General features: G+C 41.1%; 23 protein-coding genes. 9 read left to right on the top strand and 14 right to left on the bottom strand.

From position 1 onward, the window contains the following. Nucleotides 1-153: 153 nt before the first annotated feature. Complete coding sequence (locus ABLT31_RS13585; protein WP_367752354.1) at nucleotides 154-996, bottom strand: alpha-1,2-fucosyltransferase; 843 nt, start codon at nucleotides 994-996, stop codon at nucleotides 154-156. A 372-nt stretch (nucleotides 997-1,368) separates the two neighbouring features. Between ABLT31_RS13585 and ABLT31_RS13580 the strand changes: the two genes are divergently transcribed. Beyond that, a complete protein-coding gene (locus ABLT31_RS13580) occupies nucleotides 1,369-2,064 on the top strand; it encodes a glycosyltransferase family 2 protein (protein ID WP_367752352.1) in 696 nt (231 codons plus the stop codon). Nucleotides 2,065-2,175: 111 nt separating this feature from the next. Here ABLT31_RS13580 and ABLT31_RS13575 read toward each other — a convergent pair whose 3' ends face one another. From ABLT31_RS13575 to ABLT31_RS13565, 3 genes are read right to left on the bottom strand one after another with little or no spacing between them, the layout of a single operon-like run. After that, complete coding sequence (locus ABLT31_RS13575; RefSeq protein WP_367752350.1) at nucleotides 2,176-3,123, bottom strand: GDP-L-fucose synthase family protein; 948 nt, start codon at nucleotides 3,121-3,123, stop codon at nucleotides 2,176-2,178. A gap of 28 nt (nucleotides 3,124-3,151) precedes the next feature. Beyond that, the gene (gene gmd / locus ABLT31_RS13570) at nucleotides 3,152-4,225 is read right to left on the bottom strand and encodes a GDP-mannose 4,6-dehydratase (protein ID WP_367752348.1); all 1,074 of its coding nucleotides are present in this window, start codon (nucleotides 4,223-4,225) and stop codon (nucleotides 3,152-3,154) included. A 50-nt stretch (nucleotides 4,226-4,275) separates the two neighbouring features. Then, the gene (locus tag ABLT31_RS13565; RefSeq protein WP_367752346.1) at nucleotides 4,276-5,664 is read right to left on the bottom strand and encodes a sugar phosphate nucleotidyltransferase; all 1,389 of its coding nucleotides are present in this window, start codon (nucleotides 5,662-5,664) and stop codon (nucleotides 4,276-4,278) included. Between the two features lie 171 nt (nucleotides 5,665-5,835). On the opposite strand from ABLT31_RS13565, the gene ABLT31_RS13560 reads away from it, so the two are divergent. Continuing rightward, on the top strand, nucleotides 5,836-6,672 hold the full coding sequence (locus ABLT31_RS13560; RefSeq protein ID WP_367752344.1) for an alpha-1,2-fucosyltransferase: 837 nt from the start codon (nucleotides 5,836-5,838) through the stop codon (nucleotides 6,670-6,672). Between the two features lie 18 nt (nucleotides 6,673-6,690). Beyond that, a complete protein-coding gene (locus ABLT31_RS13555) occupies nucleotides 6,691-7,545 on the top strand; it encodes an alpha-1,2-fucosyltransferase (protein WP_367752342.1) in 855 nt (284 codons plus the stop codon). Between the two features lie 248 nt (nucleotides 7,546-7,793). Here ABLT31_RS13555 and ABLT31_RS13550 read toward each other — a convergent pair whose 3' ends face one another. After that, the gene (locus ABLT31_RS13550) at nucleotides 7,794-8,552 is read right to left on the bottom strand and encodes a GT-D fold domain-containing glycosyltransferase (protein WP_367752340.1); all 759 of its coding nucleotides are present in this window, start codon (nucleotides 8,550-8,552) and stop codon (nucleotides 7,794-7,796) included. A gap of 521 nt (nucleotides 8,553-9,073) precedes the next feature. Then, nucleotides 9,074-9,346: a hypothetical protein gene (locus ABLT31_RS13545; protein ID WP_367752338.1), complete on the bottom strand. Its 273-nt coding sequence runs from the start codon at nucleotides 9,344-9,346 to the stop codon at nucleotides 9,074-9,076. A gap of 197 nt (nucleotides 9,347-9,543) precedes the next feature. Here ABLT31_RS13545 and ABLT31_RS13540 point away from each other — a divergent pair, with 197 nt between their 5' ends. Next, nucleotides 9,544-10,686, top strand: a complete 1,143-nt coding sequence (locus tag ABLT31_RS13540) for an alginate lyase family protein (RefSeq protein WP_367752336.1) — start codon at nucleotides 9,544-9,546, stop codon at nucleotides 10,684-10,686. A 64-nt stretch (nucleotides 10,687-10,750) separates the two neighbouring features. Here the strand turns inward: ABLT31_RS13540 and ABLT31_RS13535 are convergent, their stop codons facing one another. Beyond that, nucleotides 10,751-11,506, bottom strand: coding sequence for a YheC/YheD family protein (locus tag ABLT31_RS13535; RefSeq protein WP_367752334.1), 756 nt, complete (start codon nucleotides 11,504-11,506; stop codon nucleotides 10,751-10,753). Nucleotides 11,507-11,557: 51 nt separating this feature from the next. Then, nucleotides 11,558-12,334 (bottom strand): YheC/YheD family protein, encoded by a 777-nt coding sequence (locus ABLT31_RS13530; protein WP_367752332.1) that lies wholly within the window; start codon nucleotides 12,332-12,334, stop codon nucleotides 11,558-11,560. Between the two features lie 173 nt (nucleotides 12,335-12,507). Here ABLT31_RS13530 and ABLT31_RS13525 point away from each other — a divergent pair, with 173 nt between their 5' ends. From ABLT31_RS13525 to ABLT31_RS13505, 5 genes are all read left to right on the top strand, one after another. After that, nucleotides 12,508-13,566, top strand: coding sequence for a YheC/YheD family endospore coat-associated protein (locus tag ABLT31_RS13525; protein ID WP_367752330.1), 1,059 nt, complete (start codon nucleotides 12,508-12,510; stop codon nucleotides 13,564-13,566). Between the two features lie 3 nt (nucleotides 13,567-13,569). Continuing rightward, complete coding sequence (locus ABLT31_RS13520) at nucleotides 13,570-14,901, top strand: YheC/YheD family endospore coat-associated protein (RefSeq protein ID WP_367752328.1); 1,332 nt, start codon at nucleotides 13,570-13,572, stop codon at nucleotides 14,899-14,901. Between the two features lie 174 nt (nucleotides 14,902-15,075). Continuing rightward, nucleotides 15,076-15,648 carry a kinase gene (locus ABLT31_RS13515; RefSeq protein ID WP_367752326.1) on the top strand — a complete coding sequence of 191 codons (573 nt, stop codon included), beginning with the start codon at nucleotides 15,076-15,078 and terminating at the stop codon, nucleotides 15,646-15,648. 163 nt (nucleotides 15,649-15,811) lie between these two features. Continuing rightward, complete coding sequence (locus tag ABLT31_RS13510; RefSeq protein ID WP_367752324.1) at nucleotides 15,812-16,657, top strand: YheC/YheD family protein; 846 nt, start codon at nucleotides 15,812-15,814, stop codon at nucleotides 16,655-16,657. A gap of 108 nt (nucleotides 16,658-16,765) precedes the next feature. Further along, nucleotides 16,766-17,542: a HipA family kinase gene (locus ABLT31_RS13505; protein ID WP_367752322.1), complete on the top strand. Its 777-nt coding sequence runs from the start codon at nucleotides 16,766-16,768 to the stop codon at nucleotides 17,540-17,542. Nucleotides 17,543-17,657: 115 nt separating this feature from the next. Here ABLT31_RS13505 and ABLT31_RS13500 read toward each other — a convergent pair whose 3' ends face one another. From ABLT31_RS13500 to ABLT31_RS13475, 6 genes are read right to left on the bottom strand one after another with little or no spacing between them, the layout of a single operon-like run. Next, a complete protein-coding gene (locus ABLT31_RS13500; protein WP_367752319.1) occupies nucleotides 17,658-18,371 on the bottom strand; it encodes a glycosyltransferase in 714 nt (237 codons plus the stop codon). Then, nucleotides 18,368-19,480 carry a glycosyltransferase gene (locus ABLT31_RS13495; RefSeq protein ID WP_367752317.1) on the bottom strand — a complete coding sequence of 371 codons (1,113 nt, stop codon included), beginning with the start codon at nucleotides 19,478-19,480 and terminating at the stop codon, nucleotides 18,368-18,370. Before ABLT31_RS13495 ends, ABLT31_RS13500 begins: the two co-directional genes overlap by 4 nt. A gap of 12 nt (nucleotides 19,481-19,492) precedes the next feature. Further along, nucleotides 19,493-20,581, bottom strand: a complete 1,089-nt coding sequence (locus ABLT31_RS13490) for a glycosyltransferase (protein ID WP_367752315.1) — start codon at nucleotides 20,579-20,581, stop codon at nucleotides 19,493-19,495. A 14-nt stretch (nucleotides 20,582-20,595) separates the two neighbouring features. After that, nucleotides 20,596-21,741 carry a glycosyltransferase family 4 protein gene (locus tag ABLT31_RS13485; protein WP_367752313.1) on the bottom strand — a complete coding sequence of 382 codons (1,146 nt, stop codon included), beginning with the start codon at nucleotides 21,739-21,741 and terminating at the stop codon, nucleotides 20,596-20,598. A gap of 12 nt (nucleotides 21,742-21,753) precedes the next feature. Further along, nucleotides 21,754-22,509, bottom strand: a complete 756-nt coding sequence (locus ABLT31_RS13480; protein WP_367752311.1) for a glycosyltransferase family 2 protein — start codon at nucleotides 22,507-22,509, stop codon at nucleotides 21,754-21,756. A 3-nt stretch (nucleotides 22,510-22,512) separates the two neighbouring features. Beyond that, nucleotides 22,513-23,820 carry a UDP-glucose dehydrogenase family protein gene (locus ABLT31_RS13475; protein WP_367752309.1) on the bottom strand — a complete coding sequence of 436 codons (1,308 nt, stop codon included), beginning with the start codon at nucleotides 23,818-23,820 and terminating at the stop codon, nucleotides 22,513-22,515. Between the last annotated feature and the right edge of the window lie 2 nt (nucleotides 23,821-23,822).

Below are 23,822 nucleotides of genomic sequence, written 5' to 3'. Positions count from 1 at the left end.
ACTGTCTGTCTGCTAGTGTTTCCGGCCGTCGGCACACACGGGACTTGAACCCGATCAGTAAGATGCGCTGCCAAGCGCACAAAAAAGAGTTCTTAATCTCTCCTAGAAACTAAGTGCAGATTTTAAATTTTATATAAAAATTCCAAGATGTAATTATAAGCCTACCAAATGATTCCAAAGGTTGACAGGACTATTCCATGGATCATAAGTAACAAGACCTGCTGCTTTCAAATCCGGCCGACAGAAAAGTCTACCTGTCTGATTGAGCATGCTTGCAGTAAAAGAAAAAGTGCTATTTGATATACCCAAAATATCACAATGACTTAAAATATAATGATCAAGATAATAATCCGCCTGAGGTAAGCCCTTAAGCAATAAATCCCTAGATGTTATTGGATTAAACAGTTTATAATCAGGAAGTACAGCATCGAGTTCATCGCTGGCAATGAAAAGAATTGGATCATCGAGGGTTTCCCATAAACTTTGGAGCCAGTCAATATACCATTCCTTCGGTGGAATGTAATAAAGCTTGCCATATACGCTATCATGTTGATATTTCACGTAATCTCCTCTTCGGATATGAAGACCAACAATTGTTTTCCGTTTAGATAACAATCGTCCATAAGCTTCGGACATGATTTTTTTCAATTCGGGAACAGGCTGAAACAATGAACAAAAATATTTTTTATACGGTGCATAAATTTTCGTGTGGTACTGGAAATATCCTCGTAAATCGACATTTGTAACGAAAGGCTTCGGCCGATTAAAGATATTTTCCCTGTCAGTGATTTTCTTTTCATGGAAAGCAGGTAATTTTTTTCCGCAACCATCCCGATGACCGAATAAATACTGACCAACCCACTCTGATGTTTCTACATGAAGATTGTAGCGAAATGCATAAATTCGCAAAAAGGCATATTGAAAAATTTGATTTCCAAAGCGACCCATGCGTCCTAGCCTTGTCATACTGACTACTGGTTTACTTGATTTAGGCACACCTCATCAATCTCCTCCCCATTCATGTTGGATCGCTGGTTTACCTCCTACAAGATACATCTTGTTTGACCTTTATCCTATCTATCCTTTTTCCAACTAAAATTTAATATCATAGTATGAATGCTAAGAAAATTTGCTTGGACATATACCTGTAGAAAATGCCCTTATGAAAACAACTTTTGTCCTTTTCTTAACCCGCTAAAATTGTACTTAATAATAATTTGCCTTTCCAAAAACTTAAAAAGTAAAGAAACAAGGTTGGACTAGCTAAAATATGCAAAAATCTATTCCATTGAGCAAAGTTATGAATATGATATACTTGGCAAGCTGTTATCTCCCTTGTTTTCCTACCAACCAAGAAGGAGGTCGTTTATGTTTAGTAATGTGTCCATTCTTTTTGCTTACCAGCCAGATAATGGTCCACGAGATTCAGCATTCGAGTGGATTCAGAGATATTACAAAACAACCTTGCCAAATGTTGAATTGTGTATTGGAATATCCGAAAGTAAATTATTTAATAGGTCTCAAGGATTGAATTCAGCTGCAAAACAGGCTACAAGAGATATTTTTGTAATTTGTGACGGAGACGTAATCGTTGAGCCGGCTTCGATATCTGATGCAATTAGCTGTCTAAAAAAATATCCATGGGTAATACCATTTCATCACAGAAAGATTCTTAACCTTTCACAAAAAAACACAAAAAAACTCTTAAAAAGCAAACCGCAATGGCCGCTAGAGATTAAGATCAAAGACTTTGAGGTTGAGACACGCGATCAGAATTTCGCTGGGAAACTAAATGTAATAACTCGTGATAACTATTTCAAGGTAGGAGGCTTTGATGAAAGATTCGTAGGTTATGGTTGGGAGGATAACGCTTTCGCTTATGCCTTGACGACAATCTGCGGTCTTCCGAAAAGATTAGATTGGAATATATACCATCTTTGGCATCCTCCAGTCCCTTCAAAAGGAAATCCGGTTTGGGAGAAGAATAAGATTCTTGGCTTACAGTATAAGGCTGCAGTTGGAAACCAAGAACAAATGTTCAAATTAATTAGAGAGCGTGATTAAACTAATTAGCCAATAAGCTGACTCCCCTATTAAAGAGGGCAGCTTATTGGTTTAGCTTTCCCCCATCCTAATTCCCCCCCCCTTGCCAGGTCTTGGTCATTGCTAATCTTGTTAAAAACAGTTTATTTGTTTGCGGTACCATTGAATCGTCTTCTTCAAACCTGATTCCAAATCGGTTGATGCAACAAACCCCAATTCTTCTTTTGCTTTCTGAATATCCAATCTACGCCGGGGTTGTCCGTCAGGTTTACTTTTCTCCCAAATGATCTCCCCTTTAAAACCGATAAGATTCTTAACTTGTTCTGCCAGATCCTTAATCGAGATCTCTTGGCCAGAACCAATGTTAATAGGATCCGATTTATCGAATTTCTGCGTCGCCAATACAATTCCCTCTGCTGCATCCTCCACAAAAATAAATTCTCTTGTTACATTTCCGCTTCCCCAAAGTGTAATACTGTCATCGCCTCTCTTTCTTGCTTCCATACACTTTCTAATGATTGCCGGTATGACATGGGACGTTTCCAAGTCAAAGTTATCGCCGGGGCCATAAAGATTCACAGGCAACAGATGAATAGAGTTAAAACCGTACTGTTCGCGGTAAGCTTTAGATTGTACAAGCATCATTTTTTTTGCTAGTCCATAAGGCGCATTCGTTTCCTCCGGGTAGCCATTCCACAGATCCTCCTCCTTAAAAGGAACAGGAGCATACTTAGGGTAGGAACAAATGGTCCCAATCCCTACAAATTTTTCAACCCCATATATGCGGGAATATTCCATCAATTGAACACCCATAATAAGATTTTCATACAAATATTTGCCTGGATTCTTTTGATTCGCTCCAATTCCCCCTACTGATGCTGCCAAGTGGATTATTATCTCTGGTTTGAAAGTATCGAGCATCCGTTTTATGTCCAGTTGTTCTCTTAGATCAAACTCTTTGCTTCTGGGAATAAAAATCTCTGCGCATCCATGCTCCATCAACCGAGCTACCGTATGCTGACCCAGAAAACCAGCTCCGCCCGTAACAACAATCCTTTTTTTGCTTAGATCTATCGACATTTTCAATCCCCTTCCCATTGCTGAATGTTTATATCAATCTTTTGATTAGCTTGAGATCATGATCCACCATTTCCTTCACAAGGGCTTTCAGATCATACTTTGGCTTCCATCCTAGTTTTTCTTTGGCCTTTGAACTATCTCCCACCAACAAATCAACTTCAGTTGGCCTAAAGTATTTAGCATCAACGGCAACAACTTCTTTTCCAATAGGAAGCTGATATTCAGGATATTTGCAATCCATCACAATGCCCTTCTCCTCTTCGTTCTTCCCCTTAAATTCAATTTCCACGCCCAGCTCTGCAAAAGCCAATCTAACGAATTCCCTCACTTCTGTAGTAATCCCTGTGGCAATAACATAATCCTCAGGTTTTGCCTGCTGAAGAATGAGCCACATCGCTTCGACATAATCCCTCGCATGCCCCCAGTCTCTCTTAGCGTTTAAATTTCCAAGAAACAGCTTATCTTGATGACCTAAAGCTATCCGCGCAACCGCCCTAGTAATTTTCCTTGATACAAATTCTTCGCCTCTTATTGGACTTTCATGATTGAACAAGATTCCATTGCAGGCAAACATATCATATGCTTCCCGATAATTCACGGTAATCCAATAGGCATAAAGTTTCGCTACCGCATAGGGGCTTCGTGGATAGAAGGCCGTCTTTTCACTCTGTGGGATTTCTTGAACTAATCCATAGAGCTCTGAAGTGGATGCCTGATAAATCTTTGACTTTTTTGTCATTTGCAATATTCGAATTGCTTCTAGAATTCTAAGCGTTCCAAGCCCATCCACGTTGGCGGCATATTCCGGAGTATCGAAACTGACATGAACATGACTCATTGCACCCAAATTATAAATTTCATCCGGCTGGACCTTCGCAATCATCCTAATCACAGACGTTGCATCCGTTAAATCCCCGTCATGCAAAAAAAATCTATGATTATATTTATTCTTTTCATGAATCAAATGATCAATTCGACCCGTATTAGAAATGGAGCTTCTCCTTATTAATCCGTGGACAGTATAGCCTTTGTTCAATAGAAATTCAGATAGGTACGCTCCGTCCTGTCCAGTTATACCCGTAATCAAGGCTACCTTAGCCATTTTTCTCACACCACCCTTTCAACTCCCAATTTCATTATCCCAGAAGGATTTTAAGATTGGTCATGATCTTGTATTGTGCAACGCTTTTCCACTTCCGCCCAGCTCATGCAGATCCTTGTTATATCTTCTTCAACCAAATCTGTTCCCATTTGGACTTCTATTATTTGAAGGTCCGTTATGGCTTTTATGGAATGCTTTGCTCCTGCCGGAATTTGAAGTACGCTTCCCGGTTTGACCGGATAGATTTTATCTTCATAGGCGAAAAGCCCTTCGCCGTTTACGACCGTCCATACTTCGCTGCGCTTCTCATGGGTTTGATAGCTTAAGTTCTTTCCTGCATAAACCATCAAGCGCTTGGTCAGGACCTTTTGTTCGCCAGCCCTCTCATAATCCAATACCTGGTATTTTCCCCAGTGACGTTCTTCATACATAGGTCTGCTGTTGATCCCTAGAACTAAAGACTTTATTTTATCGCTAGTGAATTTTTGGGTAACCAGAACACCATCCGGACTAGCGGCAACAATGACATCCGACAAGCCCTGTAGAATGAAGGGCAGATTCAGCTCATTAACCAAATACGTATTTTTGCAATTCGCGCTTATAATTCCAGGACCAATCTGCCGTAGGCCTATTTCATCTGTTAATGTATTCCAAGTACCTAAGTCCTTCCAACTCCCGTCGTACTTCTTAATGACAATATTCGAGCTTTTTTCAACCACTTCATAGTCAAAGCTGATCTCAGGTAGTGTGTGATAGCTATTTCTTAACTCCTCGTATGTTTTCGGCATTTTTCTGTTGCTTAGAAATTGAAGAAGGAACTTAATTTTAAAAGCAAATACTCCGCAATTCCAAAGTGCCTTTTTATCGATTAATTGCTGTGCAGCTTCTTCATCCGGTTTTTCAATAAATCCGCTGGCTACTTGGTAAGGTAATTGGGAGTGATGGGATTTGATAGATGGAAGGATATAGCCATATTTTGCGGAGGGATATGTGGGGACCACGCCTAGAAGAGCTAAATCGGCTGACGAAGAAATTAAAATATCTTGGAGATCCTTCAGGGTATCGAAAAATGCATCATCAACAAAGGGATCAACAGGAAGTACACACACTACTTCCTCCTCATCTATTTTCTCTAGGGAATGCAGATAGCTGGTTGCTAAGGCGATAGCAGGGAATGTATCTCTTCTTGATGGTTCAATAATGATGCGAACATCATCTCCCAATTGACTTCTGATCAAGCCGACATGCTCTTCGCAAGTTGCAATGTAGGCATGTTCATCCAATTTTGTGGATTTGAGCTGCCGCCATACCCTCTGAACCATAGATTCTAATTGGGTTTCTGGCCCCCTGAGGATCTTTAGGAATTGTTTTGACCGGCTATTATTGGACAAGGGCCATAACCTCTTGCCGGAACCGCCCGATAAGAGCATAATTTTCACATCGTCCCCCCCTTTTATCGTTTTACTTCCTATATTCTATGAAAAAGGTTGTTAACTCGGAATAGTTACATTCCTATTTTCTAGTTTTAGAAGATCACAATATACTATAAAGTATCCATTTTTTTCATCTTGAATATACTAATCTGAAAGCTCTTGAATTGGAGGGATACGATGAGCAATGGGATTATAACTATGAATTCTCTCGGTAAAAAAGGACGTTTTGGAAACCAAGTCTTCCAATATGCTTTCTTAAATATGTATGCGTCTCGCTACTCACTAGAAATACAGACAAACCCTTGGGTCGGGCAATTCCTTTTTGGTCATCAGGACCCGCCTGTTACTCACAATTTTCCCTTGTTAACTTCTCATGTCATCAAGAAGCAGATCAGGAAGGGGACACTTTTTTCTTCCAAGACTCCCCCTTACCGCAATGTTGAACTTTGGGGACAATTTATGTTTCATACCAGATTCTATCGACCGCATAAGAAGCTTTTCCGCTCTTTATTCCAGCCTGCCCCCAAAATCCGAAGTATGGTAAATAAAGGTTACAAAGATCTTCGCAAACGGGGCGAGACGATCATTGGGATCCATATCCGAAGGGGTGATTTTTTAAAATTCAAGGACCACAAGAGGAATGTCCCCGTTCCCACTAGCTGGTATACGAAATGGCTTGACCAAACATGGCCGACACTGAAGAAACCTGTCCTATTTATTGCAAGTGATGACGTAGACAGTGTACTTCCTGATTTCAAACCTTACCATCCAGTAATCTCTTCGGATGTCATTAAAAACTTTCCAAAGATCACTTCCTTTCGCCCCGATACTTCATTTTATCCAGATTTCTATTTATTAACCAAATGTGATGTTTTAGCGATTTCCAATAGTTCTTTTTCTTTTGCGGCCAGCATGCTTAATGACAGATGTAAAGTCTTCATGCGTCCCAATCCCAAACAAAAGCTAGTCTCCTATGATCCTTGGGATAGCGACGTACGCGTGAATTTGCGATGAATTGGAGGTAGCACTGCATTGAAAGATCGTATTACAATGTCAGCATTAGGTCCAAAGGGGATTGGAAAAGGTTTTGGAAACAAGCTATTCCAGTACGCCTTCCTAAAGACCTATGCCAAGAAACATCATCTTAAAGTTGAAGTGCCAAAGTGGATTGGTCGTTACTTATTTGGCCTCAAAGACCCCCCCATTACAAAAAAACTTCCGGTCGTAAAGCAAGTCTCTCCTTGTCTTGAGCAAGATTCGATACCAAATGCTAAGGAACCCTACAAAAATGTTGATTTACTTGGGTATTTTCAATATCACACCCGATATTATGCGCCCTATAAGAATTACATCCAAGCATTATTCCAACCGGTACCTGATATACAAACTCGCATGGATGAAGCCATCAAAAGGCTGCGCTCGAAGGGTAAAACTATTGTCGGCTTACATTTGAGGCGTGGTGATTATGGCTTGTATAACAAAGATCCTTTTTTCATTCCTCCGAACAGCTGGTATTTGCAATGGCTGAATGAAATTTGGAATACTTTGGATGATCCCCTATTGTTTATTGCTAGTGATGAAACCGATCTAGTTCTAAATGATTTCTCTTCCTACCATCCCATAACAAGTAAAGATTTAGAGATAACTTTAACTAAAGCGAGTTTTTATCCGGACTTCTATATTTTGACTCAATGTGACATATTGGCGATATCGAATAGCACCTTTTCTTTTTCTGCATGTTTGCTAAATGAACGATCCAAGTCATTTATGTGCCCTTACCCTCCAGAGAAATCCTTGGTTTCCTTCGATCCCTGGGATAGCGAAGTGCTGTATCGTACAGATCTTTATACAAAAAGGTATTCTTTTAAAGAGCGGAGTGTGAAATAGAGCCTAAGGGGGGAAAGCATCAAAGATCCATTTAGTTAAGTAAGCGACTGCTCATTTTATAGATCTCAACAGAGATTAAACTATCTTGTCCATCCATGTCGTCCTAGGTATAAGCCTACACAAATTCGCCCCATGACATTTTATTCAACCATCATCGTAAAAAAGATTAAAGAAGCAAGCAGGCTAAATGACCGGCTTGCTTCTTTAATACCACTTTTTTAACATTTTGATATATTTCCATGCAACGACTAAGGCAACATATCCTCCCGAGCTTTACTTGAGGAATACTCGAGTCCGGCCTTCTTTTGAACCATAAACATAAGAGACTTTCCAAAGTCGATTGCGACTGTTTTAGTCGATTCGGCTATTTTTTGCGATAAAACCACTGCATTTACTCCACATGCGATTAACGCAATGTCAAAATCACCTTTCATACCTCGGATTATTTTTAACGTTTTTTCAAGCTGGCTATAATCGGAAAATGGATGGATATATACGATGTTTAAACCATATGGTTCCTCTTTTAATATTGCTTGAACTTGTTCCGCCCAGCCTCCTATTAGGACTACTCTTTTACCCCTTAATAAATTCCAGAACTCTCTTTTCTGCGATAGGACCCGATTGACAAAAGTATGGCAGATTCGCTTGGGCTTGATATCAAAATAGCTGAATACTGCTTCTGTTAGTGGACGCTTGATGTCCTCATCAGCTTTAATTGGATCATTTCCCCAAAATGGGATGCCTACTACAGTTGCTTTTTTAATGGCTTTTACCATTTGATTTCTTAGCTTTAGATTAGGCAAATGCACGCCTTTTTCGCCCTTATTGGCTTTCTTTGCCCATTTCTTTTTCAATACTTGCTTAATGGTCAGAATGGAGTCTTGGGCCAAAATGATATTTTCCCCATCGCCCACTCGTACAAGCGAAAAGGATTTTTTCTGTTCTAATGCCTTTTCAATCTTCCTGAGGACTTGTTCTACGGTTAGAAACTCTTCATCAGGAATCATTTGCATCTCCTCCTTTCAGAAAATTTATCTGCTCACTTTTGGCTTACAGTTCCATGGATCATAGCGCACTAGCTTGGCTTTCGTAATATCTGGCCTCATAAACTGTTTGCCGGAGTTATTTAACATGCTCGCTGTGAGAGAAAACGAACTATTGGAAATGGCTAATATATCACATTGGGTTAATAGAAAGTAGTCAGGATAATCGTGGGAGGTAACCGGATCATAAGGCTTAAATCTGGCAAAACGCTGTCAAGGTCATCACTAGCTAGAAATAAAACCAGCCAGCTTACATACCAACTAGTTGGAGCGACCCAATGGCGTGGGTGGCCAATGAATTTTGTAAAGTCACCCCTTCTGATATGGATGCCGATTATCGTATTTCCTTTTCCCTGTAAATTCTCTAACCCTGGTCTCACGATTCTTGCTATTTCAGGTACAGGCTGAAACAGGTACGAAAGAAAGATTTATAGGGACAGTATTGTTTCGTATGGAAGATAAAGTACTGACCACTGAAATCTATGTTAACAAATGGTGGTTTTTTCTTTGAAAATGGTTCCTCGCCTTATATATTTTTTAACCGATTGGCTATTAGCAACTTTGAAGGAGTGAGTCACTGGCGGATCTTTATGGCCAAACAAATATTGCCCAACCCATGGACTAGTTTCTAATCCTAAGGAATATTGTGACGAGTAGATTTTCACGAATGCATATTGAATAGCCTGATTCCCAAATCGGCCATTCCCCTTTTGTCCCAGCGAGCTCATTGCAATCATCCGTTTATCAGCGTTGCCCATTCCCTGCCTCCCCCAGATTCATCGGCAAATGGTTTTATATATTCTATGAATTTAATAGAAAGTGGATATAAGAGAGATAACTAATTTTCTACCCATTTAATGTATATTTAATAGGCGATTAAGCTATTGCTAGATTCATTTACAGGAATATATTATTGATAGTCCTACTATTTTCATGTTAGAGGAGGTGCCAAGCATTGGACTTTGTTTACTTAGATAGGCAATTCGTAGAGAAAACCAGACAATGCCTTAGCCAAAATCAAGGGAAATGGAAAAAGATTAGGCACGAGTTGAAGAAAATGGCTGATATTGGCATGAAGAAAGGTCCGTGGAGTGTCACCTTCTTTCCGGGTTTAGCCGCAAGCGGTGATCCTCACGATTACTATTGTGAAGCCCCCTACTGGTGGCCGAACCCTAAAGATAGCCGAGGTCCTTACATTCGCAGGGATGGCTTAGAGAGACCCGATCGGCACAGGCATCATTGGCTGTCCCTAGACGAACTTTCCAGGACAATCCTTGTCTTATGCTGCGGGGGATATTATCTGAGGAATAAAGCGTATTTGGAAAGAGCAGCAGAACTATTAAGGATCTGGTTCCTAGATCCCGCAACCCGAATGAATCCCCATATGGAATATGCCGAAGCGATTCCTGGCAAATATGCTGGGAGACATACGGGAATGATTGCCCTCTGGCGAGTAAACCGGATAGTACATGCTTTAGGTTTTCTATCGGAGTACCCAGATTGGAAAAAGGAACTAGATGGTGTTGCCGAATGGATAGACCATATACTCACTTGGATCCTGAAAAGTAAGAAAGGCAAAGAAGAGAGTCATTCAGGAAATAACCACGCGGCTTGGTGGGTCACCCATGTTGCAACTTATGGTTCCTTCCTGGGGAAAAGAAAAATCCTGAAGGATGCTTTTAAGTTTTACCAAAAGGAGATAGTAGCCAAACAGATAGCCCCTGACGGACAACTCCCCCAGGAATTGAAGAGGACGAAGTCATTGAGTTATTGCCTCCTGAATCTTGATGCGCAAGCTCTCCTTTGCGAAATCGCTTACCAAAACGGATCCGACTTATGGAATTATCGAACGGATGACGGTAAAGGGATAAACGCTGCCATTGAGTGGCTACTGCCCTATTTAAAGAATCCATCGTCATGGAAATACCAACAAATAGACGGTTTCATTCCTGATGAGCAGCTCTGTCTCCAATATGCATCGATCAGATTGAAGAAAAGCGAATGTCGTCGAATAAATGGAAAGTTGCGTGGAAGCAGTTTGATCCGGGATGACTATCCATTAGGTCCATTGCCTTTGTTGCCAGGTTACGAATTTTAGTAGCTTAATGAAATTAAAAAGGTTCGCCTTTATAGGCAGAACCTTTTCTATATTTTTATAGCCATTATTTTTTCTGATGCTTATTAATCCATCTTTTCGCCTGAAGATATTTTTCTATGGAAATTCTATCATTTAACTCCCTATACCCTTCGACATCTGGTCTCGTATTGGCTTCAATGAACCAAACTCTTCCGTTCTTGTCTATTCCCATATCTAACCCAGCTACTAGAATCGGTAACTTGGCTCCAATCGCTGACACAATCTGATGGGATAGATCCAGCAGCTCTCGGTAAGTAGTCATTGGGCCCCAGTTTTGATCCTTTTTGTACATCATTTCCTCTAAAGGTAACTCGCTTCCGCCACTTGCTACATTTGTTGTAATAGCATTTTTCTTTTTCCCGAGGATAGCACTTGTGAGAGAAACCTGCCATCGATCCATTGGCTTCTGCATAACAATACGGACATGGAAAGGACGTCCTTTATAAGTAGATAAATCAATTCCTTGTTGGACTAGATAGTTCTCTTTAGGATCTAGCGCCTTACGTAAGGTTTTAATTGCCTGTGAAGGTGACATTTCTCTGGAAGATTCCACATTGGCCAGCTTACATACAGAATCGCTCTTCAGCTTTAGACGTCTTACTCCTAGACCGAGACTTCCTTCATCTGGCTTTACATAAACCGTACCGTACTTAAACAACATTCTTTTTAAATGTTCTTTACTAAACCAATGCAACTCCGGAACATATTGTGAAAGTATGGGATCATCCAGCAGTGGCTTAGTTTTTGTCATCTTGCTTTTAATTAAATGATGTTTGATCATGGTATTCCCTCCACGGTTTGGTTTTAAGTATAGAAAAATGGGACTAGATATCTAATCTGGGTTGACTATTTCTATATTTTTTAATGCTTCCCTAACAATAAGATAAGATTTTCTGTCATTGACCTGTTTCATAGGTTTGATTGCAGGACTTGTATTCGCTTCGATAAACCAAATCTTACCTTTTTTATCGATAGCCAAATCTAACCCAAGCATATAAAAAGGAAAACGATTGCCCAACTTATTAGCTATCTGATAAGAGAGATCTATCATTTCCCGTAAGGTAGCCATCGGTCTTACCTTTTGATCATTTTCATCAAGAACTTTATAAATAGAATGCTGGAGTTCTTCAAGCGGCAGCCATTTGCGGTTAAAAGATACATTGGTCACAACAGCATTTTTAACTGCTGCGACTTTTGCTGAAATCATAGTCAAATGCCACCTGTTTAGGTGCTTTACTAGAAGGAGACGAATATCATAGGGACGATCCTTATAGGTTGCAAGATTAATTCCCTGCTGGATGAGGTAATCTTCCCTTGGTCCGATTTGTTGAATGACTTTATTGACCATAGCGTCAAATTTGTGAATCCTCACTTTCTTTCCATAGGAAACCTCGTATTTTCTATCGGAAACGGTCTTTACCCGAATGATGCCTTTGCCTTTGAGTCCATCATTAGGCTTTAAGTAAATGACTTTATGCTTTTTCAGCATCCTCACTAACTTTTTTACACTAAACGGAACTGTATCCGGGACGAACTTTGACAGAGACGGATCCTTCATTAAAGACCGGGCTATTCTGATCTTGTTTCGAATAATCATATGCTTTTGCAAAGGAGCTCCCTCTTTCCTCTTTTCTATTACCTTATGTGTCTTTGAAAAAAGGCGCTTGTTTGCTAGCCTACCACTAAGAGCGGAAATATAGGAGTACAACAATCCAATCAATAATGCGGCGAAACTCATAAGTTATTACAGAGCCATATTATTTAGTAAGGAGGGTTGGTTATATGAAGAAAAAGATCGTCATCGGAGTCCTTACCACCCCAGGCGATAACGATTTGTTTCGGCCTTTGTTCAAAGAAAATAAAAGTCTCGGGAATGTACTCTATCTATTCTCCCTGCAGGATATCAAATTTAAGAAGAGGAAAATTAAAGGGTATTTGCTGACGCCCGACGGGAGATGGGAGCAACGAAGATTCAAATGGCCTGACGCGGTAATTGATAAATACTTCGATACGTCTCATAAGCTCTATGAAGATATAAGGAAACACGATTTACTGCCCTTTACCGAACACCAATTGCCTGGCAAGTGGGAGCTTCATAATATTCTTTGGAAGGTTCCCAGTTTACGTCCGTTTCTTCCCGTAACATGCACTTATAGCCCCCATGCTTTAAAGAAAATGTTGAGAAGATTCCCTCTCCTTTATATCAAACCCTTTGATGGCACCTGGGGGAATGGGATTGTAAAAATAGAAAGACATACTGACGGGTTCCTTGCTGTTGGGCGAAAGAGAAAGAAAAAGATACAAGAGTTTATTCCCCAAAGTGAAATCATTCCATGGATCGATCGCTGGGTAGACCGTATTCCTTTTGTGATCCAACAAGGGCTGCATCTCAATCTGCTTAAAGACCGGGTAGCCGACATGCGAATCCTCATTCAAAAAAATGAAAAAGGGAAATGGCAAATTACAGGCCAAGGGATGCGCATCGGAGCCCCGAAAAGTCCCGTTTCCAACCTTCACGGAGGAGGGGCTGGTAAAGAAGTATTTCCTGTTCTTCAATCGATATTTGGCATCAAGAAAGTTAAGAATCTGCTTAGGAAATGCCATGAGATTAGCTATTTAGTGGCAGATACAATTGAACAAAAGTATGGAAGAATGATGGAATTAGGTCTGGATATCGGTATTGACAATCAAGGTCAAATATGGATCATTGAAGTGAACGACAAGCCTGGAAGAAAAATCTTCAAGCAAATGGGAAGACATGACCTCTTTAGACAAGCTAATCGCCAACCGTTACTCTATGCTTCTTATTTAGTAAGAGCAGGTCAAAACAGAAGAAACTAGTGAATGGAGTGGGCTATGAAACAAACTTTTAAGGTCATCCCCGTAGATACAAACGAAGCAATATTAACTCTACATCCTAAAAACAGAAAAAAATTAGTCTTAGAAGAAAGGCGTCATTGGACACTTTGCTTCGGGACTCAAAAAATGAAATTGGCCTTGCATTATTCCAAGAAACTCTCCTCAAATCATTTAGCTCTTCCTCACCCGGTCATCCGTTTCTTAAAGTTACCGATTACCCCAGAATATGAACTAATCCGGAGAAAACATGATCTCATCATCGGTCCGTACATTGGCATTTTAGCCGCGGGGACAAATAGAGGCCTACTTAAGTCATTGGATAATCTAATGGATTACTGCAAGAATAATACATCTATCCAGGGTGCAATTGTAGCTTTCAGTTTGGAAGGAACCAATCGAGTTAACCATACTATTAGAGGCTACTTGTACAATGGGGATAAACATTCATGGGAACCTGGGTTATTCAACTACCCTGCCGCTATTTTTAAGAAAACGGAGGCCAGCAGAAAATGGGTCGACCACTTTGAATCAATAATTGAAAACCGGATATTTAACAGCAAGGGAATTGATAAATGGAAGATGCATCAGCTGCTTAGCCACTCCCCCAACCTCAAGACTCATCTGCCTGAAACCATAATTTATAGGGAAATCGAAGATTTCCATTCCTTTCTCTCTCGTCATTCAGATATTTTAGTAAAGCCTATAGACGGCTCCTGGGGAAAAGATATTCGAAAAATAAGCAGAAAATCTGGAGGATGGGATCTAAACCACATGGGCAAGAAAAAGAAGAGAAAATACAATAATGAACAGGATCTTTTAAGTCACTTAAAAAATAAACTAATACCATCCAAATATATTATTCAAAGAGGAATAGATCTTCTTTCAATTAATAAGCGCCTTGTAGACTTTCGCGTTATCATGGTTAAAGATCGACTTGGAAAGTGGAGACAGATGGGCTTCGTTACTCGGTTTGGTAAAACCAAAAGTATCGTTACTAATATCTCGGCAGGGGGATTAGCAGAAAAAGGTGAAATTACGCTAAAGAACAAGATGAATATGACCGATGAAGAGGTCTTTTCACTAAAGAAAACTATGTATAAAATCACTTATGAAATATGCAAAACGCTGGATGGCTACGGACATTACGGAAATTTAGGAATTGATATGGCCTTAGATACAAATAACCATCTTTGGATTATAGAAGTAAACAATAATAATCCCGATCCTACCATCGCATTAGACATGAGGGATGAACAACTTTTTCAGAACATTTTGCTATCTAACATGTTATATGCTAAAAAGTTAGCGGGGTTTTAAAAAAACATATAAGAAGGGCCCACTAATCTTTAGTGGGCCCTTTACTGGATTTGGTATTCACATTAATCTAGCTAATTCTAATAGACTTGCAACTCAATTTTGATAGATTTCAGCATGTACCTAAAACAAGTTGTTCGATAATTCATATTATAAATCAGGTTGGAGGTGGTTAATATGGATGAAAGTCAAATTCAAACTATCAGGAAAATAATAAAGAAGAAACGTATAGGAACGGAACAGACTACAATTTATCCCTTAATCGGAGAAGGGAATCAAGGAGCCGTTTTTCTACTAACACATGATCGCTGCATAAAAATCTATAAAAGAAAACATTATGCCAAAAGAGAACTTAGGGCATTAAGCATTGGTCAATCCTCTTCTATTGTCCCACGACTCTACAAATCGGGAACCCATTATATCATTATGGAATATCTGCATGGCCCCACTTTGGCAGAGTACCTCAGTAAAAAATCCTACCTATCTGAGGGCGTCGCCAAGGAAATTTTGTTTTTGCTTGGTGAAATGAACCGCTTAAAGTTTACGAGAGTGGACGCAGCTCTTCGACATATCTATGTTATGAAAAATGGCAAATTGAAAGTGATTGATCTGGTGAACTCTTATAAAAAGGTTCGCAGTAAGCCTACTCATTTGCTTAAAGGATTAAAGAATTTAGGTATGATTTCTGAGTTTCTTAGTCACCTTGAAAAATTGAACCCCACCCTTTATAAGCAATGGACACAACTATAATATCTCATTAGGAACCCCATACTATCTTGGTACTAAATTAATTTTTCACATTTAACCCACAAGGGCCCATACACCCAAAACCATTTCCTCATATAATGCTTTAAGGGAACTTATGAACCTATTCCAGTCCTATCTAAAGGCAGCCTATAAAGGATGTGGTGTAATGAAAGAAATAAAAAATGATGACGAGGAAACCATATATAGAGAGCAAATGATTGCACGTTGGAGAAAAATTGGCTATCCCATTTTGGATAAAGACAATAAAACCCTAAAGAAAATGGACAGCAAGCTTTATATGTCTAACATTTTACGCAAGCATCATTCTCTCCGTAAGTTTATTCCGGACACGGAGTTCCTAACGGAGAAAAGCATGTGGAAAATTCTTGATCAATATAAAGATGTTATTTTAAAGCCGATTAGCTCTCACGGCGGAAAAGGTGTGATGAGATTATCCAAGCAAGATAAACGCTTCGAAGTCCATATAAAGGAGAAAAGAATTCTTTTTGATCAAAAGGACCACGCAAATTCCTATGTCTTTTCCAAAATTGGAGCTACTCGCTATATCGTTCAACAACGAGTCAATCTGGCCTTGATCGAGGACCGACCATTCGACATTCGAGTTCTGGTTCAAAAAAAAGCACCCAAGGAATGGGTTACTACAGGCAAAGTTGCACGAGTGGCTGGAGAGGATCGTATTGTGACCAATACTTCATCTGGAGGAAATCGCCTCCATTTGGATGAAGCCATTTTTAATTGCCGACTCAAATCAAGCAAAAAGACTAGAGTGAAGCTACTAAAAGAGATCGACCAGCTTTCCCTAAACATAGCTCGCTATTTAGACCGTTTCTTTCCTTTTCATAACATATACGGCATGGACATTGGGATAGATGCAAAAGGACGCATTTTCATCACAGAGGTGAATCCATGGCCCTCCTTTAGAGGTTACAAACATTTTGATAAACCTATGTACAAGATGATAAGATCCGTTTTTTACAATAAAAATTCATAGTAAGTGTGCGGAATTTCCAAATTCTATGAATATCACCTATTACCATCCTCCCATACCTCTCATAAACTATTATTATAAAGCCTGCAGATAATAGGAGACAGAGAGGAAGTGGATGTATCCATGACCTTAACTCCCGTCAGATGGAGTAAAAGGCTAAAAGGGAAATCTTGTCCCCAGCTTATCCAATTCAGCGATGGGTTGCGCTATATCGTAAAATTTAAAAATAATCCCCAAGGCACTAAGCAATTAGGGAACGATTACATCGCTTCCCGGTTGGCCCAGTATCTATCTCTTCCTGTTCCCGAATGTACACAAATTGCCATTGATCAACCTTTCATCGACAAGATACCCGAGTGGGAAAACTATCAATTTTCTCCTGGAGTGCAATTTGCAAGTTTATATATTAAAAAAGCAAAAAAGATACGGAAACATTTTCCTCCCGTTACTTCAGTCGTAAACGCGGATGTTCTCCCTGGAATCATTGTATTTGACCACTGGCTCAGCAATGATGACCGGAATCGCAATAACCTATTGCTTGAACGACAGGAGCCGGATCTGTACCGTGTCGTCATGATTGATCATGGCAATTGTTTTCCCGGGGGAATTAAGTGGACCCTCGACTCGCTGGAAGGGCAACCCAATCCTATCAAGCTTCGCCCTGTTCACAAATGGATCCTCTCTATGATGGAGGATTCCAATAAACTTTTTGAATTTATTTATGCAGTTCAGCGGTTGCCTGTGAACCTGCTGTATGAAACCATTCAATCCTTACCGGATGATTGGAATATTTCCACATATGAAAAAGAGGCTTTGTTGATCCACTTATTAAGGGGTCGGCAAGTATTGGAGGATTTGGTTTACAAGGCTGTAAAATATTATTTTTAATTTTAGATTGCTTCCTTTCCTCTACACCAGCATACACTCATTTCACCTGCAATTAGTTAGGAAAAAAGAAGGCTCTCAAAAGGTCACATATTATAGACCTTTCGAGAGCCCTCTTTTAATTTTTATATTCACTCAAAATCTCCTGTATTTTTACTGGATCTTTTTCCAGTATATCATTATGCCATTTTCCTTTCACATTCGTGCTGTGAATGATGTAAACGTAATTTCTGTCCGGTAAAAATTCATGCGGGAGTTTGATCGAGGAGTGGTGACCTCGTGATAAGTCATATCGCTTGCCCGCTAAGTAGTCTTTTGTTTTATAGATGACTGTATAAAAAGGAGGGGATTTTCGGGTATCCTCCCCTAACCACTGATTCATGTGATCATATTTGTAACCCTTGCGGCAAATGAGGGCAATTTTATCTTTCTGGGGAATGTGGTCGTGCAGCTGTTGAATATAGGTTTTATGGTACATATCGTCCGAGTCGAGTCTGACCAAGTAAAAATAATCGCTGCCTCCTTTTTCCAGATAACTGTTTACCTTTTTGTCAAAGCGATCCTTACCGATGAATTTGATGTTTGAAGGAAGCGGTTCATACTTCCGCAATGCTTCCTTCAGGGTTTCCTTGGACGTTTCATCATAGCGGACTAGAGCGCGGAAGTCCTGATTGGTTTGTGCTTGGAAGCTTCTGAGGGTGAAGTTCATAAAAATGGCAAGCCGATTTTCAATCCAATCCTTGGTCAAACGTACAATATTGTCCTTTCCGTGATTCCTTCTTTCTTTCTTCAGCTCATTGAAACTTAAGCCAATGATGATCTGTTTCTTCACCTTGCTTCCTCCTTCGCAACATAGGGAGAAGCATGTAGCAGCCAATCGTAATACTTTTCTTGGATCGCAATTTGCCTTGTTAAATTGAAATCTTTATTGACTTTCACCCGGGCATGATAAGACAGCTTCGCCCACCAGCGCGTATTATTCAATAATTTGCCTATCCCTTTGGCCAATCCTTCAATATCTCTTTCCCCCACCAGCCAACCGCTTTTGCCATGCTGAATTAATTCGGGAATTCCGGCATGCTTCGTTGAAATGACTGGAAGTCCGCTTGCCATCGCTTCTTTTAAGACGTTAGGGATCCCCTCAATATTCCCTTTATTTGTTGTATAGCTAGGCAGACAAAACAAATGGGCGTTCTTCATTTCCTCAGCGATAAATTGATTGTGCATCGGTTCTTTAAAGTGTACGGCATCTTCAATATGAAGAAGCTTTACGATTTCCTCTAGCTTCTCCTTATACTTATCGCTTCCTTTTCCAACAATGACGAGTTCCGTGTTCGGATATTTTTCGTGAACCATCGCAAAGGCTACCAGAAGGATATCAAATCCCTTCTTCTCCACAAAGCGGCCGACGGAAAGGATCCGAAACTTTCGACGCCTTGGCTTTCGGCGAACCGAATAAGAGAATCTGTTCAAGTCAATTCCCCCATATAACACCCCGATCCGGTTGGCTGGAAAGCCTAATTGAATCATTTCCTTCCTAAAATATTGACACACAGGCAAGAATAAGCTTCCGTGTTTCATCAAATCAGAAAACTTTTCACGGTTTATTTCAAAGTAGTTATGATGGGCCGATGCATCCTGTCCGCGAAAACTTGTAATTAATGGGATCCCATACTCTCTGGCCAGAGGCAATATCCTGGCGCCGTGGTTCCCCTTGTGTGCATGAATGGCCTTAATGTTATATTCCTTGATAAAAGCCGGCCAATCCTTTATATCACCCAGATAGAAGTAGTTGCTAAAAGGATACTCCTTTTCACTTTCCCTTACGGGGAACTCCCCGATTACGATAGAACGATATCTTTTGAGTTCATTGATTTGTCGGTACATGAAATCCTGGTTCAGCTTAATATCGTTCACAAGATAATGGACAATGGTGTCCATTCGCGCCCTCCCTTATGATTTAGTTAAGTAGCGATTCTTCGCCTCTTCGTAATATTGCGCCTGAAGAGCAAGCTGTTTTTGCAAATGGAATTGCTTTTCGACTTTCTCTCTTGCTCTCCTGCCCAGCGACTCCCACTTTTCTGGCTGCTCGATCAGCTTTTCCAGCAGTGCCGCTAATCCCTCAATATCACGTTCATCCGCTAAGTACCCTTCCTTGCCATCCTCAATAAGCTCGGGTATGCCTGCATGCCTGGTCGAGACAACCGGCAATCCGGTTGCCATCGCTTCCTTCAGGACATTCGGAATCCCCTCCATATCTCCATTTTCTGCCGTAATGGAGGGGAGACAAAAGATGTCTGCTTTTTCCATTTCATCTGCTATTTTGTCATGGTCCAGATATTCCTTAATCTTGACAGACTTTTTTAAATCCAATTGTTTAACCAGTCTCTTGACTTCCTGTGACACCTCCCCGGATCGTCCGATGATCCGAAGTTCCGTTTGGGGGTGAGAAGGATAAAACCTGGAGAAGGCTTGAATCAGATAGGCAAATCCCTTTTTCTCGGTAAATCTCCCCACGGAAAGGATGCGAACTCGATTTTCTTCTCTTGGCCCGATTTTCGGTTGATATTGAAATTTTTGCAAATCCACTCCGCCATAAAGAACTTTGATCTTATCTTTAGGACACCCCATTTCGGCAAGTCTTCCAGCAAAATATTGGCAGACAGGCAAAAACAAATCTCCCTTTTCAAATAATTGAAGAAGCTTTTGCTGGTTCTCTTCCTTTCTCGGGTAGCTTGTTACGTCCTTTCCTCTAAAACTGACAACTAAGGGGACGTTAACCCGTTCCATCTCTGGGAGAAGCTTAATACCCAGCTGGCCGTAATGGGCATGAATAACTTTAATGTGACTTTTTCTAATAAACTCTTTAAAATCCGGGATATCCGGAAAATGATAAACGGGATCGAATAAGTCCCGATACCATTCATCTGTTGGCTTTTGCTTATCGGTCAAATAGGCATAAGAGAATCCGGGCACTTCCTTAACGTGGGGGGTACTGTGGTCTTTAATTAGGGCATATTTGTAATGCAGAACTCGTTCCATCCCTTCCCCTCCCCTTACGTATTTTTGACCGCCTTGCAGTACACAAGGTCCAAGTTTTGCGCTACCTCGGAAAATTGAAAGCTTTGCTCCACTTGCTTTCTCCCGTTTCGTGCTAAGCGTTCGGCTTCCTTAGGATGATCAAATATATAATTGATCGCTTCAGCAAAAGCTTTCGGATTTTTAAAGTCATTGATCACCCAGCCATTCTCCATATGCTTCACGATCTCTGGAATCCCCCCGCGTCTCGTTGTGACAATCGGAATTCCGGCAGCCATGGCTTCATAATGAATCCTTCCGGCAGGCTCCCTCCATTGCGAACTGCAGGCAAATACATCGGCAATCAAATAATGGTTGGGTATATCATCAATCGGGATATACTTCGTGAAGCGAATATGCTTCTCGATGGGTTTAGCCAATTGATGCAAGGACTCAATATAACCATCCACGCGATTATCGCTATAGTACTTCCCACCTGAAATGACCAAGACCGCATTGGGATGCTTTTCGATGACATTATCCATCGCCTCAATGAGGATATGGGGGCCTTTCTTCTTGATCAGCCTTCCGACAAATAAAATCACCTTCTGTTCGGGCCTTATGTCATATTTCTCCCGAATCTGATTGCGGATCCGTTCGGCTTCTGGAGACCAAATGGGGGTAAAGCGGCTTAGATCAACCCCTGAATACACGGTAACCAGCTTATTCTTGGCATCAGGGAACCGCTTGATCACGGATTTCTTCAGGAAACGGCTGATCGTAATAATTTTTTTCGCCGAACGGATAACTTCTTTTCCCTCTTTGGAAGATATCGATCCTTCCGATAGGCGTTCATTGTGAAGGCTCAATACGAATTTGCTTTTGGGAGCAAATTCCTTAAGGTATGTCAGCTGGTCCGGACGATTCAGCACATGGATGAGGTCAAATCCTCCTTTTGCGAGATAGCGTGCTACGTCCCTAAAATAGTTTTTAGCCGAAATCCGGATGTACTTAATGCCATTGCGCTTTTCTTTATTCGGCAAATCCGGGTCGGTTATAGAAAAAATGGTAATGTCGTGATTCTGCCTTAAATAAGGTACAATCCCGTCGATTAATACCTGGATGGCGCCGCCGCGAATGGCTGGGCTGGGTAGCTTGCGGTCAAATATGAAGGCTAATTTCACTTGTAACCACCTCTAGTATGACTTCTTTCGATCACGGTCGTCTCCATACCATTTCCCCAATTCATCCAGTTTTTCCTGATTCCATCCATAAAGCTTCATGGCGGCATTCCTGATTTCGCTTCGGAATCCGCCGCCCTTATAGCTTACGTTCGTATCATGCAGGACATATTTGGCTAAGGGCTTCCGGATGCATGCTCCTGGATAGTAGGCAGCCAAACGCAGCCACATATCCCAGTCTTGGGAACGCCAATAGTTGGGGTTAAATAAACCAGCTTTTTCAAAGCACTCCTTGTGGATGAGCACGGTTGAGGTTCTTATGCCTAGCCGGCGAGTAATGAGGCAATATTGAAGATGCTCCTGGTTTTTGCAGGAGACATTTTTTCTGAGAAGCTTAATGTCACCCTTCGCATTCGTTTTATAGTACCAGCTATATAAAAACTTGCAGTCGGGATTTTTTCGGATATAATGCATCTGTTCCTCTAATTTTGCAGGCAAAAAGAGGTCGTCGGAATCCAAGAATGCGATATAGGTCCCTTTCGCATGTTTTATCCCGCTGTTCCGTGCTGCTGATACTCCCTGATTATGCTGGTATATATACCGTACCGGCCACCCATAGCAGGTTACATTTGCTCTCGTATTATCCGAAGAGCCATCATCAATGACTAGAATCTCATAGTCTTTATAGGTTTGGCTCAAGACACTTTCAATGGCCGCTGAAATGAACGACCCGCGATTATAGGTCGGTATGATCACGCTCACCTGCGGCATTTCTCACATTCCGCTCCTTCCTACTCCCCAGTATTCGAAGCCATGATTCTGCATCTCGCGGACAGGCAAAACATTTCTCGCATCGAAGATGTAGCGGCCCCGCATCTGAGCTTTCACTTTTTTCCAATCTAAAGACAGGAACTCTTTCCATTCGGTGCATAGCAGAATCGCATCGGCATAACGGACTGCGTGGTCTATGCTTTGGGCCATGATGATATCAGGGAAGCGGTCTTTAATCTTGCCTTTTACGATAGGATCATAAGCCAGAACAAAAGCTCCTTCCTGCAAAAGGAGAGGAATCAGCTTTAAGGACGGAGCCTCCCGGATATCATCCGTTTCCGGCTTGAAGGCTAGACCGAGGAGGGCAATGCGCTTTCCGCGAAGGCCTTGCATCTTCTCAGACATCCGTTCGATTAGCCAATTCGGCTGCATGGCATTAATCTCCTGAACATCGCGTAAGATGGACATCTCCACCTGAACTTGTTTGCCCATTGAATATAACGCGGCAACATCTTTAGGAAAACAGGAGCCTCCGTATCCTACACCTGCTTGCAGAAACTGGGGACCAATCCGATTATCCATCCCCATTCCTTTGGCAACGTCGGATACATCGACACCCAGCTTATCGCATACTCTGGCAACTTCATTAATGAAGGAAATTTTCGTGGCGAGGAAAGCATTTGAGGCATACTTAATCATTTCCGCATTGCGGGGAGTCGTGAAGAATATAGGGGCGGGAACTTTTTCATATAGCTGGCTCATCATCTGCTTGGCTTTCTCCGATAAGCAACCGATAACGATTCGATCTGGCTTGCGAGCATCCTGCAAGGCCTTGCCTTCCTGTAGAAATTCCGGATTGGAAATCACATCAATGTCTATTGCTTTATTTCTGGTACTAATCTCTTGCGAAATTAATTCCTTTACGCGATCTGCTGTACCCACCGGTACCGTACTTTTGTTAACAATGAGCCGGTAAGATTCAATATGCTTTCCAATCTCTTTGGCCACGTCCTCTACGTAGGTCATATTCGGCTGGCCATTTGGCAAGGAAGGCGTTCCAACTGCGATAAATATAATTTCCGATTTTTCGATGGCATCCCGTATACTGGTTGTGAACGACAAGCTGCCTTCTCCCAGCTGCTGTTGAATGAGCGGTTCGACCCCGGGTTCATAGATAGGAAGGATTCCTTCGCTTAGCTTCAATATTTTCTCGCTATCAATATCCACTCCTATGACTTGATGTCCAATTTCACCTAGAGAGGCAGCAGTCGTGATTCCTACATAACCCGTTCCAATGACAGCAATTCTCATAT

The sequence above is a fragment of the Ammoniphilus soli genome, assembly GCF_040813775.1.
This window is presented reverse-complemented; position numbering and strand designations above follow the sequence as displayed.

Coding starts and splice junctions, on each gene's coding strand:
- ABLT31_RS13525 (WP_367752330.1), top strand. CDS start 12,508: ATGAAGAAAAAGATCGTCATCGGAGTCCTTACCACCCCAGGCGATAAC.
- ABLT31_RS13580 (WP_367752352.1), top strand. CDS start 1,369: ATGTTTAGTAATGTGTCCATTCTTTTTGCTTACCAGCCAGATAATGGT.
- ABLT31_RS13550 (WP_367752340.1), bottom strand. CDS start 8,552: ATGATTCCTGATGAAGAGTTTCTAACCGTAGAACAAGTCCTCAGGAAG.
- ABLT31_RS13575 (WP_367752350.1), bottom strand. CDS start 3,123: ATGTCGATAGATCTAAGCAAAAAAAGGATTGTTGTTACGGGCGGAGCT.
- ABLT31_RS13490 (WP_367752315.1), bottom strand. CDS start 20,581: ATGGAACGAGTTCTGCATTACAAATATGCCCTAATTAAAGACCACAGT.
- ABLT31_RS13475 (WP_367752309.1), bottom strand. CDS start 23,820: ATGAGAATTGCTGTCATTGGAACGGGTTATGTAGGAATCACGACTGCT.
- ABLT31_RS13545 (WP_367752338.1), bottom strand. CDS start 9,346: ATGGGCAACGCTGATAAACGGATGATTGCAATGAGCTCGCTGGGACAA.
- ABLT31_RS13560 (WP_367752344.1), top strand. CDS start 5,836: ATGAGCAATGGGATTATAACTATGAATTCTCTCGGTAAAAAAGGACGT.
- gmd (WP_367752348.1), bottom strand. CDS start 4,225: ATGGCTAAGGTAGCCTTGATTACGGGTATAACTGGACAGGACGGAGCG.
- ABLT31_RS13515 (WP_367752326.1), top strand. CDS start 15,076: ATGGATGAAAGTCAAATTCAAACTATCAGGAAAATAATAAAGAAGAAA.
- ABLT31_RS13495 (WP_367752317.1), bottom strand. CDS start 19,480: ATGGACACCATTGTCCATTATCTTGTGAACGATATTAAGCTGAACCAG.
- ABLT31_RS13535 (WP_367752334.1), bottom strand. CDS start 11,506: ATGATCAAACATCATTTAATTAAAAGCAAGATGACAAAAACTAAGCCA.
- ABLT31_RS13520 (WP_367752328.1), top strand. CDS start 13,570: ATGGAGTGGGCTATGAAACAAACTTTTAAGGTCATCCCCGTAGATACA.
- ABLT31_RS13510 (WP_367752324.1), top strand. CDS start 15,812: ATGAAAGAAATAAAAAATGATGACGAGGAAACCATATATAGAGAGCAA.
- ABLT31_RS13480 (WP_367752311.1), bottom strand. CDS start 22,509: ATGCCGCAGGTGAGCGTGATCATACCGACCTATAATCGCGGGTCGTTC.